The sequence below is a fragment of the Streptomyces sp. NPDC001903 genome (assembly GCF_042891345.1).
GTDB lineage: Bacteria > Actinomycetota > Actinomycetes > Streptomycetales > Streptomycetaceae > Streptomyces.
On record NZ_JBIASZ010000005.1, the window covers coordinates 401,089 to 417,557 of the forward strand.

At 72.7% G+C, this 16,469-nt stretch carries 13 protein-coding genes, 2 tRNA genes and 1 pseudogene; 15 read left to right on the forward strand and 1 reads right to left on the reverse strand.

Features of this window, described 5'->3' with window-relative positions; all coding sequences use genetic code 11:
• Nucleotides 1-28: 28 nt before the first annotated feature.
• Complete coding sequence (locus ACFYZS_RS14370; RefSeq protein WP_389011195.1) at nucleotides 29-1,177, forward strand: hypothetical protein; 1,149 nt, start codon at nucleotides 29-31, stop codon at nucleotides 1,175-1,177.
• Here ACFYZS_RS14370 and ACFYZS_RS14375 read toward each other — a convergent pair.
• Entirely contained in the window at nucleotides 1,161-2,219 is a 1,059-nt protein-coding gene (locus ACFYZS_RS14375; RefSeq protein ID WP_389011198.1) for a M48 family metallopeptidase, read from the reverse strand. The genes ACFYZS_RS14370 and ACFYZS_RS14375 overlap by 17 nt on opposite strands.
• Before the next feature lie 141 nt (nucleotides 2,220-2,360).
• On the opposite strand from ACFYZS_RS14375, the gene ACFYZS_RS14380 reads away from it, so the two are divergent.
• From ACFYZS_RS14380 to ACFYZS_RS14445, 14 genes and pseudogenes are all read left to right on the forward strand, one after another.
• Nucleotides 2,361-2,528 carry a hypothetical protein gene (locus ACFYZS_RS14380; protein ID WP_037836848.1) on the forward strand — a complete coding sequence of 56 codons (168 nt, stop codon included), beginning with the start codon at nucleotides 2,361-2,363 and terminating at the stop codon, nucleotides 2,526-2,528.
• 68 nt (nucleotides 2,529-2,596) lie between these two features.
• On the forward strand, nucleotides 2,597-3,214 hold the full coding sequence (gene nadD / locus ACFYZS_RS14385) for a nicotinate-nucleotide adenylyltransferase (RefSeq protein WP_030862415.1): 618 nt from the start codon (nucleotides 2,597-2,599) through the stop codon (nucleotides 3,212-3,214).
• A gap of 24 nt (nucleotides 3,215-3,238) precedes the next feature.
• Nucleotides 3,239-4,933: a LytR C-terminal domain-containing protein gene (locus tag ACFYZS_RS14390; RefSeq protein ID WP_389011201.1), complete on the forward strand. Its 1,695-nt coding sequence runs from the start codon at nucleotides 3,239-3,241 to the stop codon at nucleotides 4,931-4,933.
• 108 nt (nucleotides 4,934-5,041) lie between these two features.
• The gene (gene rsfS / locus ACFYZS_RS14395; RefSeq protein WP_389011204.1) at nucleotides 5,042-5,488 is read left to right on the forward strand and encodes a ribosome silencing factor; all 447 of its coding nucleotides are present in this window, start codon (nucleotides 5,042-5,044) and stop codon (nucleotides 5,486-5,488) included.
• Nucleotides 5,485-6,141 carry a histidine phosphatase family protein gene (locus tag ACFYZS_RS14400; protein ID WP_389011664.1) on the forward strand — a complete coding sequence of 219 codons (657 nt, stop codon included), beginning with the start codon at nucleotides 5,485-5,487 and terminating at the stop codon, nucleotides 6,139-6,141. The genes rsfS and ACFYZS_RS14400 overlap by 4 nt, the downstream gene beginning before the upstream one ends.
• Nucleotides 6,142-6,253: 112 nt before the next feature.
• A tRNA-Ala gene (locus ACFYZS_RS14405) sits at nucleotides 6,254-6,326 on the forward strand.
• A 144-nt stretch (nucleotides 6,327-6,470) separates the two neighbouring features.
• Nucleotides 6,471-6,704, forward strand: coding sequence for a hypothetical protein (locus tag ACFYZS_RS14410; protein WP_008738908.1), 234 nt, complete (start codon nucleotides 6,471-6,473; stop codon nucleotides 6,702-6,704).
• 170 nt (nucleotides 6,705-6,874) lie between these two features.
• Nucleotides 6,875-6,947, forward strand: a tRNA-Ala gene (locus ACFYZS_RS14415).
• A gap of 247 nt (nucleotides 6,948-7,194) precedes the next feature.
• Nucleotides 7,195-10,065, forward strand: a complete 2,871-nt coding sequence (gene leuS / locus ACFYZS_RS14420) for a leucine--tRNA ligase (RefSeq protein ID WP_389011207.1) — start codon at nucleotides 7,195-7,197, stop codon at nucleotides 10,063-10,065.
• 192 nt (nucleotides 10,066-10,257) lie between these two features.
• A complete protein-coding gene (locus ACFYZS_RS14425) occupies nucleotides 10,258-11,010 on the forward strand; it encodes a hypothetical protein (protein ID WP_389011210.1) in 753 nt (250 codons plus the stop codon).
• A gap of 101 nt (nucleotides 11,011-11,111) precedes the next feature.
• The gene (locus tag ACFYZS_RS14430) at nucleotides 11,112-11,957 is read left to right on the forward strand and encodes a DegV family protein (RefSeq protein ID WP_389011213.1); all 846 of its coding nucleotides are present in this window, start codon (nucleotides 11,112-11,114) and stop codon (nucleotides 11,955-11,957) included.
• 98 nt (nucleotides 11,958-12,055) lie between these two features.
• Nucleotides 12,056-13,075: a helix-hairpin-helix domain-containing protein gene (locus tag ACFYZS_RS14435; protein WP_389011216.1), complete on the forward strand. Its 1,020-nt coding sequence runs from the start codon at nucleotides 12,056-12,058 to the stop codon at nucleotides 13,073-13,075.
• Nucleotides 13,072-15,444: pseudogene (locus ACFYZS_RS14440) on the forward strand (ComEC/Rec2 family competence protein); the annotation flags it as partial. The gene ACFYZS_RS14435 and the pseudogene ACFYZS_RS14440, both read left to right, overlap by 4 nt.
• Nucleotides 15,445-15,580: 136 nt before the next feature.
• Nucleotides 15,581-16,462, forward strand: coding sequence for a YceI family protein (locus tag ACFYZS_RS14445; RefSeq protein WP_389011219.1), 882 nt, complete (start codon nucleotides 15,581-15,583; stop codon nucleotides 16,460-16,462).
• The last annotated feature ends 7 nt before the right edge of the window (nucleotides 16,463-16,469 follow it).

The window sequence follows — 16,469 nt, forward strand, 5'->3', positions numbered from 1 at the left end:
TCTGAAGCGGGGACAGCGGGGAGAAGCAATGGCCGTGCCAGGAGATCCACCCGACGGCACCCCCGAGGGCATCGACGGGGGCGACGAGGAGTTCCGGTCGGACGAGTACCGGTCGGTGGTGTTCGACGAGGACTTCGTCCGGGCTGCCCGGCTCCAGGAGTTCTCGGCCCAGGAGCGCATGGGCGAACACGCACGGGCCGTCCGCAGCCGGTCCATCTGGTCCGGCAGCGGCTCCTCCAGGCCCCGGACCAGCACCCCCGGCCGCGGCGCGCGCCAGGGCATGCTGCTCGTGCTGCTCATTGCGGTGGCCTTCGCCGTGGCCGTCTACATGGGCCTGAGCAACCCGTCCCTGCCCCCGGCCACCGGCCGCGCCGAGCCGCTGACCAGCACGGTCGTGCCACTCGCACCCGCGGCCGCCGTATCGGGCGGGCGGCCCGTCGACCTGTACGCCAAGAGCCCGGCGGCCGACTACCGCGTCGGGGCGGCCGGCATCAGCCTGCCCGCCGCCCGCCGCACCCACCACTTCACCGAAGGGCAGGTCGTCACCGCGCTGTCCATCGCCAAGGACTATCTGGTGCAGTCCTCGCTGGACCCCGACGTGCTCGCAGGGGCCGCCACCCGGCCGGTGCGCGTCCTGCTCGACCCCGACCAGCTGGACCAGTTCGACCGCAGCATGACCACGCCCTCCGGAGACGGCCGGCACGCCGCCACCGGTTGGCTGGTCCGCTTCGACCCGGGCACGGCCGTCGTGGCCGACACCCGGGTCCGGGTCAGCGGCACCCTCGCCGTCGACGAGGTCTCCCCGGACGTCCTCGAAGTGATCACCGACCACACCTTCGTGTACGCGGTGCGCCCCGCCACCGGATCCCCGGCCGCCGCCGACGGAGCCTCGCTCTTCACCGTCCGGCGGGAGCTGAAGCTGCGCTTCGACCGGGAGGACCTCACGACCCGCCGGGCCGAGCTGGTCACCGCCTACGTGATGGCCGGGCCGCAGGACTGCTCCACCGAGCCCGCCGAGGGATTCCGCCCGGTCCTGGCCGGGGCCGGACCGACCACGGTCGGCCCGGCCGCGAGCGACCCGTACGCGAGCGGCACCCCGAGGCGCACCGCCGGGCTGTGCGGTGTGCTGGCGCAGCCCACGGCCGACGGGACGGCTCCCGTCAGCCCTGCCCCGTAGCCCCGCCCTTCCCCTCGCCGGCCCCGCCCGTGAACTTGTCGCGCAGCTTGCCGCCGACATCGGCCGCCCCGCCCGCGATGTCCCCGACCAGCTTGAACAGCGGGTCCTTGCTGCTGCGCACGGCGTCCGCGTAGTGCGAGGCCGACTCCCGGAAGGAGTCCGACACCGAGGTGTCCTTGTCCTCTTCGCGGCGCGGGTAGTGGCCGTCCATGATCCGCTGGTAGTCCCGGTTCTGCGACCACTTCTTCAGCTCGGCCGCCCGCACGGTGGCGAAGGGATGCGTCCGCGGCAGCATGTTGAGGATCTTCAGCACGGAGTCGCGCAGATCGCCGCTCGACTCGTACTCCTCGGCCTGGGCCAGGAAGGAGTCCACGTTCATCTCGTGGAGGTGGTTGCCGCCCGCGAGCTTCATCAGGCCCCGCATCGAGGCCTGCAGGTCCTGCCCGACCAGCAGACCGGCCCGGTCCGCCGACAGCTCCGACTTGCGGAACCACTCCCGCAGCGCGGTCACGAGCGCCGTGATCGCCACATTGCCCAGCGGGATCCACGCCACCTTCAGCGCCAGACCCGTCAGGAACAGCAGGATCGTCCGGTACACCGCGTGCCCCGACAGCGCGTGGCCCACCTCGTGGCCCACGACCGCCCGCATCTCCTCCTCGTCGAGCAGCTCGACCAGGCTCGTCGTCACCACGATGATGGGCTCGTCCAGCCCGATGCACATCGCGTTCGGCCTCGGGTCCTGCTGCACGTACATCTGCGGGACCTTCTCCAGGTCCAGGATGTAGCAGGCGTCGCGGAGCATCTCGTGCAGGTGCGGGAACTGCGTCTCGCCCACCCGGACGGAGTCCGACAGGAACAGCAGCCGCAGGCTGCGCTCCGGAAGCAGCCCGCTCAGGGCCTTGAACACGGTGTCGAACCCGCTCAGCTTGCGCAGCGCCACCAGCGCCGAGCGGTCGGCCGGGTGCTCGTACGCCCGCGAGGAAATACCGGGGAACCTCCTGCGGTCCCGCGCCGGCACCTTCTCGAACCCGGTCTCCGTCATAACGCCCTCCCCCTTGATCGGCCTGAGTGCTCCTGCGTCTATCCTCTCCAACGCCTGAGTCGGCGTGAGCGTGCCCCAGGCCCCCGCATACGATGTGAGCGAAGTCTCCGCCCGCTCCCCGACTCGATAGGTATCTGCCTGATGAGCCTCTCCTCCACCGCCCACAACCTGGTCGTTCTCGCGTCGGAGGGCGCCGAGCAGCACGGCGGCAACCACGACAGCCTGAACCCGTACCTGACCGGCGGCGGCGCACTGTTCATCCTGCTCCTGATGCTCTGGGTGACCACGCGCCTGAACCGCGACCGCTGAACCGGTCGTCGCGCACACGCTCGATCGCGGGTCCGCACCGCTCCGCCGGGCCAGTAGGCTCTGCGCTCATGGGAGAGCAGGAGATGCCTACCGGCCCGGTCAAGCGCCGGCTCGGCGTGATGGGCGGGACATTCGACCCGATCCACCACGGACACCTGGTGGCCGCCAGTGAAGTGGCCGCCCTGTTCCACCTCGACGAGGTGGTGTTCGTACCGACCGGCCAGCCGTGGCAGAAGTCGCAGCGCGCCGTGTCCCCCGCCGAGGACCGCTATCTGATGACGGTCATCGCGACGGCCTCGAACCCCCAGTTCTCGGTGAGCCGCATCGACATCGACCGCGGCGGGCCGACGTACACGATCGACACCCTGCGCGATCTGAGCGCCCTCAACGAAGACGCCGACCTCTTCTTCATCACCGGTGCCGACGCCCTCGCCCAGATCCTGACCTGGCGCAACGCCGACGAGCTCTTCTCGCTCGCCCACTTCATCGGCGTCACCCGGCCGGGCCACGTGCTCACCGACGACGGACTCCCCGAGGACGGCGTCTCCCTGGTACAGGTACCCGCACTGGCGATTTCGTCCACGGACTGCCGCACCCGGGTCGCCCAGGGGGATCCTGTCTGGTACCTGGTGCCCGACGGTGTGGTGCGCTACATCGACAAGCGTGAGCTGTACCGGGGAGCCTGAGCTTCCGGAGAGAGGGGCCCCGCGGTGAACGACCGACAGGATCCGTACGACCCGTACGCCCAAGAGCAGCAGCTCATCGGCTACGACCCGTACGGGCGGCCGGTGTACGGCCAGGTGCCCGCGCAGCCCGCCCCGGGGCAGCAGTACGACCAGGGGTACGAGCAGCAGCAGTACGGCTACGACCCGCAGGGGTACGGCCAGCAGGCCTACTACCCGCAGCAGCCCCAGCAGCCGGCCGCCCCCGAGTACGGGCAGCAGGAGTACACCGGGCAGCAGGAGTACCCCCAGGCCCCCGGCTACGGGTACGACACGCAGCAGACCCGGCAGTGGATCCCGCAGCAGACCGCGCCCGAGCCCCCGGCCCCCGCTCCCGCCCCGGCCCCCGCGGCCGAGCCCGAGCAGCCGCACCCCGACCGGGTCCCCGAACCGCGCCGGCCCGGGGGCGGGCCGTCCGACCCGGACTACCGCACCGAGCAGTTCGCGTTCATCGACCAGCCGGACGAGGACTCCGAGGACGTCATCGACTGGCTCAAGTTCACCGAGAGCCGGACCGAGCGCCGCGAGGAGGCCCGCCGCCGCGGCCGCAACCGGGTGGTCGCCCTGATCGTCGTCCTCGCCGTCTTCGTCGTCGCCGGCGCCGGCTACCTCTGGTACGCGGGCAAGCTGCCGTTCCTCGACGGCCCCGGCCAGAAGAAGGGCGCGGCGGCCGCCGCCGGACCGCAGAAGCGCGACATGATCGTCGTCCACCTGCACAACACCAAGAAGGGCGGCACCTCCACGGCGCTGCTCGTCGACAACGTCACCACCAAGAAGGGCGCCACCGTCCTGCTGCCGAACACGCTCGGCGTCGCGAAGGACGACGGCAGTGCCGCGGCCCTCGGCAAGGCGGTCGAGGAGGGCGGCCTCGGCGTACGGGACTCCCTCGACTCGGTGCTCGGCACCCACATCGGCGGCACCTGGCGCCTGGACACCCCCTTCCTGGAGAACCTGGTCGAGCTGGTCGGCGGCATCGAGACCGACACCGACGTCGCGGTCCCCGCCGACGACGCCGCCAAGATCCCGGCCGTGGGGCAGGGCCCGAAGCAGCACCTCAGCGGTGCGATGGCCGTCGCGTACGCCACGTACCGCGGCCAGGGCGAGCCCGAGGCCAAGCAGCTGGACCGGCTCGGCAAGGTGCTCTACGGAGTGCTGCGCAAGGTGCCCGGCGACGCGAAATCGGCGACCGTCACCGTCGAGAGCATGGGCCAGATCCTCGACCCCTCGCTGAACGCCCAGACCCTCGGCACCCTGCTGGCCAAGCTCGGCGAGCACGCCAAGGAGGGCGCGTACCGCACCGACGTCCTCGCGGTGAAGCCCGACGGCACGCTCACCGACGACGCGAACAAGAACGTCGTCAAGGAGGTGCTCGGCGGCAGCTTCAACGCGGCCCAGGCCGGCACCGCTCCGCGCGTCGGGCTCAAGGACGCCACCGGCGACGAGAAGACACAGGTCGCGGCGAAGGCGGCGCTGCTGAACGGCGGCTACACCTTCGTGGACGGCGGCAAGGCCGACAAGACCCAGCCCGCCACGCAGATCACCTACCAGGACGACGCGCAGCGGACCAAGGCGGTCGACGTCGCCAAGACGCTGGGACTGCCCGAGACCGTGGTGAAGAAGGGCGAGAACGCGGTGAACGCCGACGTCGTGGTGACCCTGGGCAAGGACTACAAACCGTCCTGACCGGGCTCCGGCACCTGGCCGCGCCCGCGCGGGACGCTGCGCGCGGGCGGGGTCGGCGGTACATGAGACCCTTGTATGGATCTGCCCGCCAACCCGAAAGCATGGCCAGTGACCGCCACGGACCGCTCCATCGAGCTCATCACCGCCGCCGCCCAGGCCGCGGCCGACCGGCTCGCGCACGACATCATCGCGTACGACGTCAGCGACGTGCTGTCGATCACCGACGCCTTCCTGCTCGCCTCGGCGCCCAACGACCGCCAGGTCAAGTCGATCGTCGACGAGATCGAGGAGCGCCTGCTCAAGGAGCTCGGCGCCAAGCCGGTGCGCCGCGAGGGCGACCGCGACGCCCGCTGGATCCTGCTCGACTACGTCGACATCGTCGTCCACGTGCAGCACAGCGAGGAGCGGGTCTTCTACGCGCTGGAGCGCCTGTGGAAGGACTGCCCCGAGATCGAGCTGCCCGAGGACGCCAAGCTCACCAAGGGCAAGGCGGAGGAGCACGCCAAGCTGCGCGAGGCGGCGGGCGACGACGACCTGGACGGTGATCTGTTCTGAGCGCGACCCCCACCCGCAAGACGGGCCGGAAGATCGTTCTCTGGCGGCACGGTCAGACCTCGTGGAACCTGGAGCGCCGCTTCCAGGGCTCCACGGACATCGAGCTGACCGAGACGGGTGTGGCGCAGGCGCGCCGCGCCGCCCGGCTGCTCGCCTCTCTGAAGCCGGCCGCCATCGTCGCCTCGGACCTGCGGCGGGCCTCCGCCACGGCCGCCGAGCTGGCCGCCGTCACGGGCCTGCCCGTGACGCACGACGCCGCGCTGCGCGAGACGTACGCCGGTGAGTGGCAGGGCCTCACGCACGAAGAGATCATCGCGAAGTACGGCGAGCAGTACGCGGCGTGGAAGCGCGGCGAGCCCGTGCGGCGCGGCGGCGGCGAGCTGGAGACCGAGGTCGCCGACCGGGCGGCGCCGGTGGTGCTCGAGCACGCCGACCGGCTGCCGGACGGCGGCACGCTCGTCGTGGTCAGCCACGGCGGGACCATCCGTACGACGATCGGCCGGCTGCTGGGCCTGAACGCGTACGACTGGGAGGGCCTGGGCGGGCTCTCCAACTGCTGCTGGTCCGTCCTCGGCGAGGGCGCGCGCGGCTGGCGTCTGATGGAGCACAACGCCGGCACGCTGCCGGAACCGGTGCTCGGCGACGACGACTGAGCCCGCCTCAGGGCGGCTCCCACCCGGATTTCACTTTCCGGCTGGTCACAGGCTAGAGTTCTTCTTGTTCGCAGCGCGGAACACCGGAAACGGGGGGAGCGCGGCGGAGAGCGGGGCTATAGCTCAGTTGGTAGAGCGCCTGCATGGCATGCAGGAGGTCAGGAGTTCAATTCTCCTTAGCTCCACAATCAGGATCCCGTCCCCAACAGGGGGCGGGATCCTTCCGTTTGTTCCTTCGGTGCCTGCTGACCTGCCCCGTACCCGCGTGGCAGAATCGGGACCGCCGGAGGGGGAGTCGACGGCCCGACGTGGGAGGGAGTCGCTGACGGATGGGTGCACACCGGCGGCGGTGCGACTGGTGCAACAACGGCACGCCGATCGTGCGGGACATGGACCCGGTCAACCCCGACTACCAGTACTGGTGCGAGGAATGCGCGCGGGCGCTGATCATAAAAGGCGACCCGATCGAGACGTACCGCGAGCTGGAGGGGGAGCCGATCTACGGCCGGCTGCTCGACGAGCACTGCACGCTCAAGCGGTTCTACCAGTTCGCGAGAGCGTAGCGGCGTGGCCCGGGCGCGCGGAGCCGCCGCACGCACGTGGGACGAAACGGGCGAAATCGAGCGACCGGAAACCGATTTTTGGACCTGGGCCATGACCGTGTAATGTTCTCGATGTCGCCAGGGGGAACCGGCAAGGGAAACCGAGCAGGGGCCCGGCGGCAGAGAAGCAAGGGGCTATAGCTCAGTTGGTAGAGCGCCTGCATGGCATGCAGGAGGTCAGGAGTTCAATTCTCCTTAGCTCCACAGTGAAGAAGCGGGCCACCCGGATCGGGTGGCCCGCTTCTCGTTGTGCGGAACGGTCGAGCGGCGGCCGAGGCCGCTGCGGTACCCTGGCGCCATGCGTGCCGTACGCCTTCTGCTTACCGAGCCGCGCTGATCAGTACCGACCCTCGAGACGGTCGGCATCGGCGCGGCGCCCCCTCCTGTGCGAGGGGTTTTTTCGTTTGGGCAGGCAGAGACGGCAGAGACGATCGATGGAGCTTCAGAAATCATGAGCGAGACGAACACCCCGGCCCCCGAGGCGGCCGAGGGGCACCGTTACACGGCTGCCATGGCCGCCGACATCGAGGCACGCTGGCAGGACGTATGGGACGCGCAGGGCACGTACGAGGCCCCGAACCCGACCGGTGACCTGGCCGGTGACGCGAAGGTCGTCGCGCGCCCCAAGAAGTTCATCATGGACATGTTCCCGTACCCGTCCGGTGCGGGCCTGCACGTCGGCCACCCGCTGGGGTACATCGCCACCGACGTCTACGCCCGCCACCAGCGGATGAGCGGCCACAACGTCCTGCACACCCTGGGCTTCGACGCCTTCGGCCTGCCGGCCGAGCAGTACGCCGTGCAGACCGGCACGCACCCGCGCGTCTCCACCGAGGCGAACATCGAGAACATGAAGGTCCAGCTGCGCCGGCTGGGCCTGGGCCACGACAAGCGCCGCTCGTTCGCGACGATCGACCCGGACTACTACAAGTGGACCCAGTGGATCTTCCTGCAGATCTACAACTCCTGGTACGACGCGGACGCGGCCAAGGCCCGTCCGATCGCCGACCTGGTCGCCGCCTTCGAGGACGGCTCCCGTGAGGTCCCCGGGGGCCGCTCCTGGGCCGGGCTGACCGCGGCCGAGCGGGCCGAGGTGCTGAACGGGTACCGGCTGGCCTACGCCTCGGACGCGCCCGTCAACTGGTGCCCCGGGCTGGGCACCGTACTGGCCAACGAGGAGGTCACCGCGGACGGCCGCTCCGAGCGCGGCAACTTCCCGGTCTTCAAGGCCAAGCTGAGCCAGTGGAACATGCGGATCACCGCCTACGCGGACCGCCTGCTGGACGACCTGGACGCGCTGGACTGGCCCGAGGCCATCAAGCTGCAGCAGCGCAACTGGATCGGCCGCAGCGAGGGCGCGCGCGTCGACTTCGCGGTCGGCGACGACGCCATCACCGTGTTCACCACGCGCCCCGACACCCTGTTCGGCGCCACCTACATGGTGCTGGCGCCCGAGCACGCGCTGGTCGAGAAGATCGTCCCGGCCGAGTGGCCCGAGGGCACGCACCAGGTGTGGACCGGCGGCGCCGCGACCCCCGGCGAGGCCGTGGACGCCTACCGCAAGCAGGCCGCCGCCAAGTCGGACGTCGAACGGCAGGCCGAGGCCAAGGACAAGACCGGTGTCTTCACCGGCGCGTACGCGGTCAACCCGGTCAGCGGAGACCTGGTCCCCGTCTTCATCGCCGACTACGTGCTGATGGGCTACGGCACCGGCGCGATCATGGCCGTCCCGGCGCACGACGGCCGCGACTTCGAGTTCGCGCGCGCCTTCGAGCTGCCGATGCGCTGCGTCGTGGACCCCTCGGACGACCGCGACGCCGACCCGGCGGAGTGGGAGGACGCGTTCTCCTCGTACGACGGCACCATCGTGAACTCGACGGGCGAGGGCGTCTCCCTGGACGGCCTGGGCGTCGTCGAGGCGAAGGCCGCCATCACGGCCTGGCTGGCCGAGCGGGGCATCGGCGAGGGCACGGTCAACTTCCGGCTGCGCGACTGGCTGTTCAGCCGCCAGCGCTACTGGGGCGAGCCCTTCCCGATCGTCTACGACGAGGACGGCGTCGCGCACGCGCTGCCCGCCTCGATGCTGCCGCTGGAACTGCCCGAGGTCGAGGACTACTCGCCGCGCACCTTCGAGCCGGACGACGCCGCCTCGAAGCCGGAGACCCCGCTGTCGCGGAACGAAGAGTGGGTCAACGTCGAGCTGGACCTGGGCGACGGGCGCGGGGTGCGCTCGTACCGCCGCGAGACCAACACCATGCCCAACTGGGCCGGTTCCTGCTGGTACGAGCTGCGCTACCTGGACCCGAACAACGCCTCGGCGCTGGTGGACCCGGAGATCGAGCAGTACTGGATGGGTCCGCGCGAGGGCGCTCCGCACGGCGGCGTCGACCTGTACGTGGGCGGCGCCGAGCACGCGGTGCTGCACCTGCTGTACGCGCGCTTCTGGTCGAAGGTGCTGTTCGACCTGGGCCACGTCTCCTCGGCCGAGCCGTTCCACAAGCTGTTCAACCAGGGCATGATCCAGGCGTACGCCTACACCGACGCGCGGGGCGTGTACGTCCCGGCGGCCGAGGTGGAGGAGCGCGACGGCGGTTACTTCTTCCAGGGCGAGCCGGTCAAGCGCGAGCACGGCAAGATGGGCAAGTCCCTGAAGAACGCCGTCACGCCGGACGAGATCTGCGAGGAGTACGGCGCCGACACCCTGCGCCTGTACGAGATGGCGATGGGCCCGCTGGACGTCTCGCGCCCGTGGGACACCCGGGCCGTGGTGGGCCAGTACCGGCTGCTGCAGCGCCTGTGGCGCAACATCGTGGACGAGGAGTCCGGCGAGGTCACCGTCGTGGACGGCGAGCCGGGCGAGGACACCCTGCGCGCGCTGCACAAGGCGATCGACGGGGCCGGCGCGGACATGGCGGGACTGCGGTTCAACACCGCCATCGCCAAGATCACCGAGCTGAACAACTTCCTGACGAAGGCCGGCCGGCCGCTGGAGCGCTCGGTCGCCGAGCGCCTGGTCCTGCTGGTCGCCCCGCTGGCCCCGCACATCGCGGAGGAGCTGTGGCACCGCCTGGGCCACACCGACTCGGTGGTCCACCGGGACTTCCCGGTCGCGGACCCGGCGTACGTCGTGGACGAGAGCGTGACCTGCGTCGTCCAGATCAAGGGCAAGGTCAAGGCCCGCCTGGAGGTGCCGCCGGCGATCTCCGAGGGTGACCTGGAGCAGCTGGCGCTGGCCGACGAGGCGGTCGTGGCGGCGCTGGGCGGGGCCGAGATCCGCAAGGTGATCGTGCGCGCTCCGAAGCTGGTGAACATCGTCGTATGACGTATGACGTATGACGTATGACGTATGACGTATGACGTATGACGTATGACGTATGACGTGTCATGTGTGACCCCGTGACCTTGGTCTAGGGGTTGTCCCGTACGGGCAGGTTGGGGGTTCGATTGGAACCCCCGGCCTGCCCGTGGCGTTTACCGTGGAGGGGACGGAGACGGCAGGGGAAGGGAGCCTCTCATGGAGGCGGGCGCGTTGATCATCATCTTTGCCCTGTTGGTGCTGTTCGCCTTCCTGGGGCTGGGTGCCTGGGCCACCGTGAAGGCGGTCGGGGCGGCGAAGCGCGGCGTGGACCGCACGATCACGCAGGCCCGCCGGACCGTGGAGGACACGGCGCTGAAGGCGAAGAGCTTCGGCCAGGTGGGCGTGGCCGGGGCGCTGGCGCAGCTGCGGCTGGACCTGCGGACGTCGATGCGGGCCACCCAGCAGGCGCTGTACCAGGGCGTTCAGGTGGATGCCTCGCTGAAGGAGTCGATCGGTCTCTTCGAGCGGCTGAGCGCGCACGGGCACGAGCTGGACGACGAGCTGAAGCGGCTGGAGCAGGAGCCGGACCGGGCACGGATCGGCGCGATGCTGCCCGAGCTGAAGGAACGGACCGGCAAGATCAAGGAGGCCGCGGATTCGCTGCGCTGGGCCGCCCGTGACCGGGCGCGGCGCTTCGCGGAGGACGACCTGTCGGCGCTGTCGGCGCAGATCGAGGTCGAATCCGGGGCGCTGCGGGACTGGTCCCGCGATTCGGTCGACGACCTGGCGGCGGCGGCCGCGGCCTGGGACGCACAGCAACCGCCCGCGGGGGCGGGAGGGCCTACCGGGTCTGCCGGGGCCGCCGGGTCGGCGGGGCGGGCTCCGGAGCCCCGGCCGGCACTGAACCCGACGCCGCCGCAGACCGGCTACCCGTGGCAGAAGGCGCCGCGGCCGGAAACGACGACCTGAGCCCACGGACACACAGAGCACCGCCGATCCGGCACCCTTCCCGTCCCCCTGGCCAGGGGTCGGGCTGCCGTCGTGCCCCCACGGGCGGTAACCTCCGGCTCATGTCCCGCCATGTCGCGATCGTCACCGATTCCACGGCCTACCTGCCCCAACCGGCCATGACGCGGCACGGAATCACCTCCGTCCCGCTGACCGTGGTCCTCGGCGACGAGGCCCTCGAAGAGGGCACCGAGATCTCGGCCCGCAGCCTCGCCCTGGCGCTGCAGAAGCGCCGCCCGGTCACCACCTCCCGGCCCAGCCCGGAGGAGTTCGTACGGGCCTACCGGACGGCCGCGGAGGCCGGTGCGACCGGCATCGTCAGCCTGCACCTCTCCGCCGAGTTCTCCGGCACCTACGACGCGGCCGTCGTCGCCGCCAAGACCGCCCCCGTGCCCGTCCGCGTCGTCGACACGGGCATGGTCGCGATGGCCCTCGGCTTCTGCGCCCTCGCCGCCGCCGAGGTGGCCGAGGCGGGCGGCTCGGTCGACGAGGCGGTGGCCGCCGCCGAGAAGCGGGCCGCGGACATGTCCGCGTACTTCTACGTCGACACCCTCGACTACCTGCGCCGCGGCGGCCGCATCGGGGCCGCCCAGGCTCTCCTCGGATCGGCCCTCGCCGTGAAGCCGCTGCTCACGCTTCAGGGCGGGCGGATCGAGATGCTGGAGAAGGTGCGTACGGCCTCGAAGGCCATCGCCCGTCTGGAGGAGCTGGCCGTGGAGCGGGCCGGGGCGGGCAGCGTCGACGTGGCCGTGCACCACCTCGCGGCGCCCGAGCGGGCCGAGAAGCTCGCGCAGAGGCTGCGCGAACGCATCCCCGGTCTGGTCGAGCTGCACGTCAGCGAGGTCGGAGCGGTGATCGGCGCGCACACCGGGCCGGGGCTGCTGGCGGCGGTCGTCTCGCCCCGCTGATCACCGGAACGGGTGGCGGAGTTATCCACAACGTCTGGGATTTCCACCGGAATTGATAACTCCGAACCGGGGTCGGGATTCGCCCCTACCTTCGTGCCATGACTCTTGGCACCCGTACCTCGCCCTCCTCCGGAGCCACCAGCGGTCCCGGCCGGTCCCGTCTTTCGGACGGGCGGCTGCGCCACCGCAGGGGGCGTCCGCGTCCGCACCGTCCCGAGCCCGCCGCGCTGCGCCGCCGGGCCGAAGCCCTGCTGGCCGGGGGCGGTCCTCCGCTCGCCGGCGGCGCGCCGCCGGGCGTGGCGCCTCCGGGGCCCGGGATCCGTTCCCTGGCCGATCCGCCGCCCGGCGGGGCGCCGGTGGGGATCCCGCCGCCCGGGGAGGGCCCGCCGCGGGAGGTGCCGTCGCTGTCCGGGGAGGGCCCGCCGCTGTCCGGGGGAGCCGTGTTGCGGCTGGCCGTGCGGGAGCGGCTGCCGCTGTGGCTGCAGGCCCGGTGTGCGGTGCGGCCGCGCACGGTGGCCGCCCTGGCCGTGGTGCCGGCCGCCGCCGTCGCCTTCGGGGCGCAGCAGTTCTGGACCGCCCGGCCGCAGCCGGTGACGGCGCCCCCGGTCGTCGCCCCGGCGACGGCTCCGGCCCCGGCGGCGAGCCCGGGGTCCCCCGCCGCCGGCGGAGGGGCCGGTGGGCGGATCGTGGTGGATGTCAGCGGCAAGGTGCGTGATCCCGGGGTGCGGCGGCTGCCCGCCGGGGCGCGGGTCGAGGACGCGCTGGCCGCCGCCGGGGGAGTGCGGCCCGGTACGGATACCAGCGGGCTCAACCGGGCCCGGGTGCTGGTCGACGGGGAGCAGGTGCTGGTCGGGGTCCCGGCGCAGCCCGCCTCGGGCGGGCCGGGGTCCGGCGCCGGTCCGGGCGCGGGCGGCGGTGGCAGCGCCGGGCCGCTGAGCCTGGGTACGGCCACCGTGGAGCAGTTGGACGGCCTGCCCGGGGTCGGCCCGGTGCTGGCGCAGCACATCGTGGAGTTCCGGACCGCCCGGGGCGGCTTCCGCTCGGTGGAGGAGCTCCGGCAGGTCGACGGCATCGGCGAGCGGCGGTTCGCCGATCTGCGCAAGCTGGTCCGGCCGTGAAGCGGCCCGAGGGGGCGGGCCCGGTGGATCTGCGCCTGGTCCTGCCGGCGCTGGCCGCCTGGGCCGCGGCCGCCCTCGCCCTCGACGCACCGGTCGGCTGGACCGCCGCCGGGGCCGGGCTCGGGGTCCTCGGCGCTGGGCTGCTGCTCCTGGCCGCCTGCCTGCGCCCGGAGTCGCTGTGGCGGATCGGCTCGGCCGCGGCCGCCGCCCTGCTCTGCGCGGCCGCCGGGGCGGGCGTGGCGGGCCTCCAGCGGGCCGAAGCGCGGGCCGGGCCGGTCACCGGGCTCGCGGGGGAGCACGCCCGGGTCCTCGCCGAGCTCACCGTCGGCTCCGATCCGCGGGCCGCCCGCGGCGGGAGCGGGCCGCCCGTGGTGGTCCTGGACGCGGTGCTGACCCGGGTGACCGCACCCGACGGCACGCAGACCCGGGTCGAGACCCCCGTGCGGGTGCTGGCCGGGCATCCGCGGTGGGCCCGGCTGCAGCCCTCCACCAAGGTCGCGGTCGTCGCCCGGCTGGCGCCGGGCCGGGCCGGCGAGCGGGCCGTGGCGCTGCTGCGCCCCGCGGGGGACACCCCGCCGCGGGTGACCGGGGGGCCCGACACCGTCCAGCGGATCGCCGGGAGGCTGCGGGCCGGGCTGCGCGATGCCACCGAGGGGCTCGCCCCGGACGCGCGGGCCCTGCTGCCGGGGCTGGTCGTCGGGGACACCTCCCGGGTGCCGCCCGATCTGGACGAGGCGTTCCGGGCCACCGACCTGCTGCATCTGCTGGCGGTGTCGGGGTCCAACCTGACGGTGGTGCTGTTCCTGCTCATCGGCCCGCCCGCCGCCGCGCAGCGCGCCGAGCGGGGCGGGCTGGCACCTCGCCTCGGGCTGTCCCTGCGGGCGACCGCCCTGTGCGGGACGGCGCTGACGCTGGCCTTCGTCGTGGTGTGCCGGCCGGAGCCCAGCGTGCTGCGGGCCGCGGCCTGCGGGGCGGTCACCCTGCTGGCCATCGCCACCGGGCGGCGCCGATCCGTGATCCCCGCGCTGGCGGCCGCCGTCCTGGTGCTGGTGCTCCATGATCCGTGGCTCGCCCGCAGTCCCGGTTTCCTGCTCTCGGTCCTCGCCACCGGATCCCTGCTGACGCTCGGCCCGCGTTGGAGCGAAGCCCTGCGGGCGCGCGGGATGCGGCCCCGGCTCGCCGAGGCGCTGGGCGCCGCCGCGGCCGCCCAGGCGGCCTGTGCGCCGGTGGTCGCCGTGCTCTCGGCCCGGGTGAGCCTGGTCGCGGTGCCCTGCAATCTGCTCGCCGAGCTCGCGGCCGGCCCGGCGACCGTGCTCGGTTTCGCGGCGCTCGCGGCGGCCCCGCTGTGCATGCCCGTCGCGGAGCTGCTCGCCCGCTGCGCCGGGGTGCCGGCCGGGTGGATCGCCGGGGTGGCCCGGGCCGGGGCGCGGCTGCCCGGCGCGGAGCTGTCCTGGCCGGGCGGGCTCACCGGGGGGCTGCTGCTGGCCGCCGCCACCGTGGCCGTCGTCGGGCTCGGCGCGCGGATCCGGCACCGGCCGTGGGTGTGCTCCGCCCTGGCCGTGCTGCTGCTCCTGGCCGTACTGCGGCCGCCGCAGCTGACCCGTACGCTCACCCGCTGGCCACCGCCCGACTGGAGCTACGTGCAGTGCGCGGTGGGCCAGGGCGACGCCGCCGTACTCGCCGTCGCCCCGGGCACGGGCGTGGTGGTGGACGCCGGTCCCCAGCCGGGCCCGGTGGACGCGTGCCTGCGCGCCCTGGGGGTGAGCCGGGTGCCCCTGCTCCTGCTGACGCATTTTCACGCCGACCACGTCGGCGGCCTGGCCGGGGTGCTGCGGGGCCGGACGGTGGGTGTGATTCAGACCACCACGCTGGAGGAGCCGGCCGGGCAGGCCGAGTTCGTCCGGCGGACAGCGGCGGCCGCGCGGGTACCCGTCGTGGCGGCCGCCGCGGGCGAGCGGAGGCGCGCCGGGCCGCTGGAGTGGCAGGTGCTGTGGCCCTCGCCCGACGGCCCGCGGCCGGAGGGGCCCAACGACGCCAGTGTCGCCCTGCTGGTCCGCGCCGCGGGCCTGACCCTCCTGCTGCTCGGCGATCTCGAACCGCCTTCGCAGGAGGCCCTCTTGAGGGCCCGTCCGGACCTGGGGCCGGTCGATGTCCTCAAGGTCGCCCACCACGGTTCCGCCCACCAGGACCCCGGCCTCCAGGACCGGATCCGGCCCCGGCTCGCACTCGTCCCGGTCGGCGAGGGCAACCGCTACGGGCACCCCGCGCCGGGCACTCTCGCGCGGCTGCGGTCCATGGGTGCGACCGTGCTGCGCACGGATACCGACGGTTCGATCGCCGTCGCCGGGAGCGGTCCGGGGATGCGGGCCTTCCCCTCGCGTCGGCGGCGCCGCCGACACGGGCATACCGGACACGGCCTTTCCGTTTGCCCGCAACCCGACAGCATGATCGAATGCGTCTTCGCCAGAGCGGTACAAGTCCACACAGCACGGGGGTGCATCAACCATGTTCGGTCGCCGAAGGGGGATGGAGACGGCCGGAAGCGCCGGTCAGCACACATCCGCGACACTGACGCTGCCTCATACGGCGCGGCTGCTCAGCTGTCGCGTCCTCGACACGGTCCACCAGCCGGTCAGACAGGCCAGGTTCGAGGTGACCGACCCGATCGGACGGCGCGTCGTCAGCGGCGAGACCGATCCGTACGGCGGGTTCACCGCGGCCGTGCCGGAGGGCGAGTACCGGCTCACCGTCACCGCCGAGGGCTATGCGCCGTTCCACGGGGCGACGCTGGTGGGGGACCCGGCGCAGCCCGGCACCGGGGAGATCGTGCTCGACGCCGTGGAGCCGCCGCTGCTGCCGGCGCCCGGCCACTGGGAGCTCGACCCGACGCATTCGTCCATCGCCTTCACCGCGCAGCACATCGGCTTCGCCCGGATCCGCGGCCGGTTCAACACCTTCGCCGGCGGGGTGCGGATAGCCGACCGCATGGAGGACTCCTCCATGCACGTGATCATCGACGCGGCCAGCATCGACACCGGCCTGCGGATGCGGGACGACCACCTGCGCTCCGCCGACTTCCTGGACGCGGCCCGGTATCCGACGGTCGAGTTCTACAGCGAGCGGTTCATCCACCGCAGCGGCAGCCGCTGGGCCGTCGCGGGCGCCCTGACCCTGCACGGGGCCAGCCGCTCGGTGACGCTGGACACCGAGTACCTGGGTCTCGGCACCGGGCTGGAGGGCGAACCGCGCGCGGCCTGCCGGGCCACCGCCGAACTGCACCGCGAGGACTTCAGCCTGAACTGGCAGTCCGTGCTGGCCCAGGGGATAGCGGCGATCGGTTCGAGCGTGCAGGTGGTGCTGGACGTCCAGATCGTGCACAAGGCCTAGGGGGACA

Excerpts from the sequence above, each read along its gene's own strand:
- ACFYZS_RS14370 (WP_389011195.1), top strand. The coding sequence starts at position 29 with ATGGCCGTGCCAGGAGATCCACCCGACGGCACCCCCGAGGGCATCGAC.
- ACFYZS_RS14435 (WP_389011216.1), top strand. The coding sequence starts at position 12,056 with ATGACTCTTGGCACCCGTACCTCGCCCTCCTCCGGAGCCACCAGCGGT.
- nadD (WP_030862415.1), top strand. The coding sequence starts at position 2,597 with ATGGGAGAGCAGGAGATGCCTACCGGCCCGGTCAAGCGCCGGCTCGGC.
- ACFYZS_RS14380 (WP_037836848.1), top strand. The coding sequence starts at position 2,361 with ATGAGCCTCTCCTCCACCGCCCACAACCTGGTCGTTCTCGCGTCGGAG.
- leuS (WP_389011207.1), top strand. The coding sequence starts at position 7,195 with ATGAGCGAGACGAACACCCCGGCCCCCGAGGCGGCCGAGGGGCACCGT.
- ACFYZS_RS14375 (WP_389011198.1), bottom strand. The coding sequence starts at position 2,219 with ATGACGGAGACCGGGTTCGAGAAGGTGCCGGCGCGGGACCGCAGGAGG.
- ACFYZS_RS14430 (WP_389011213.1), top strand. The coding sequence starts at position 11,112 with ATGTCCCGCCATGTCGCGATCGTCACCGATTCCACGGCCTACCTGCCC.
- ACFYZS_RS14425 (WP_389011210.1), top strand. The coding sequence starts at position 10,258 with ATGGAGGCGGGCGCGTTGATCATCATCTTTGCCCTGTTGGTGCTGTTC.
- ACFYZS_RS14410 (WP_008738908.1), top strand. The coding sequence starts at position 6,471 with ATGGGTGCACACCGGCGGCGGTGCGACTGGTGCAACAACGGCACGCCG.
- ACFYZS_RS14445 (WP_389011219.1), top strand. The coding sequence starts at position 15,581 with ATGTTCGGTCGCCGAAGGGGGATGGAGACGGCCGGAAGCGCCGGTCAG.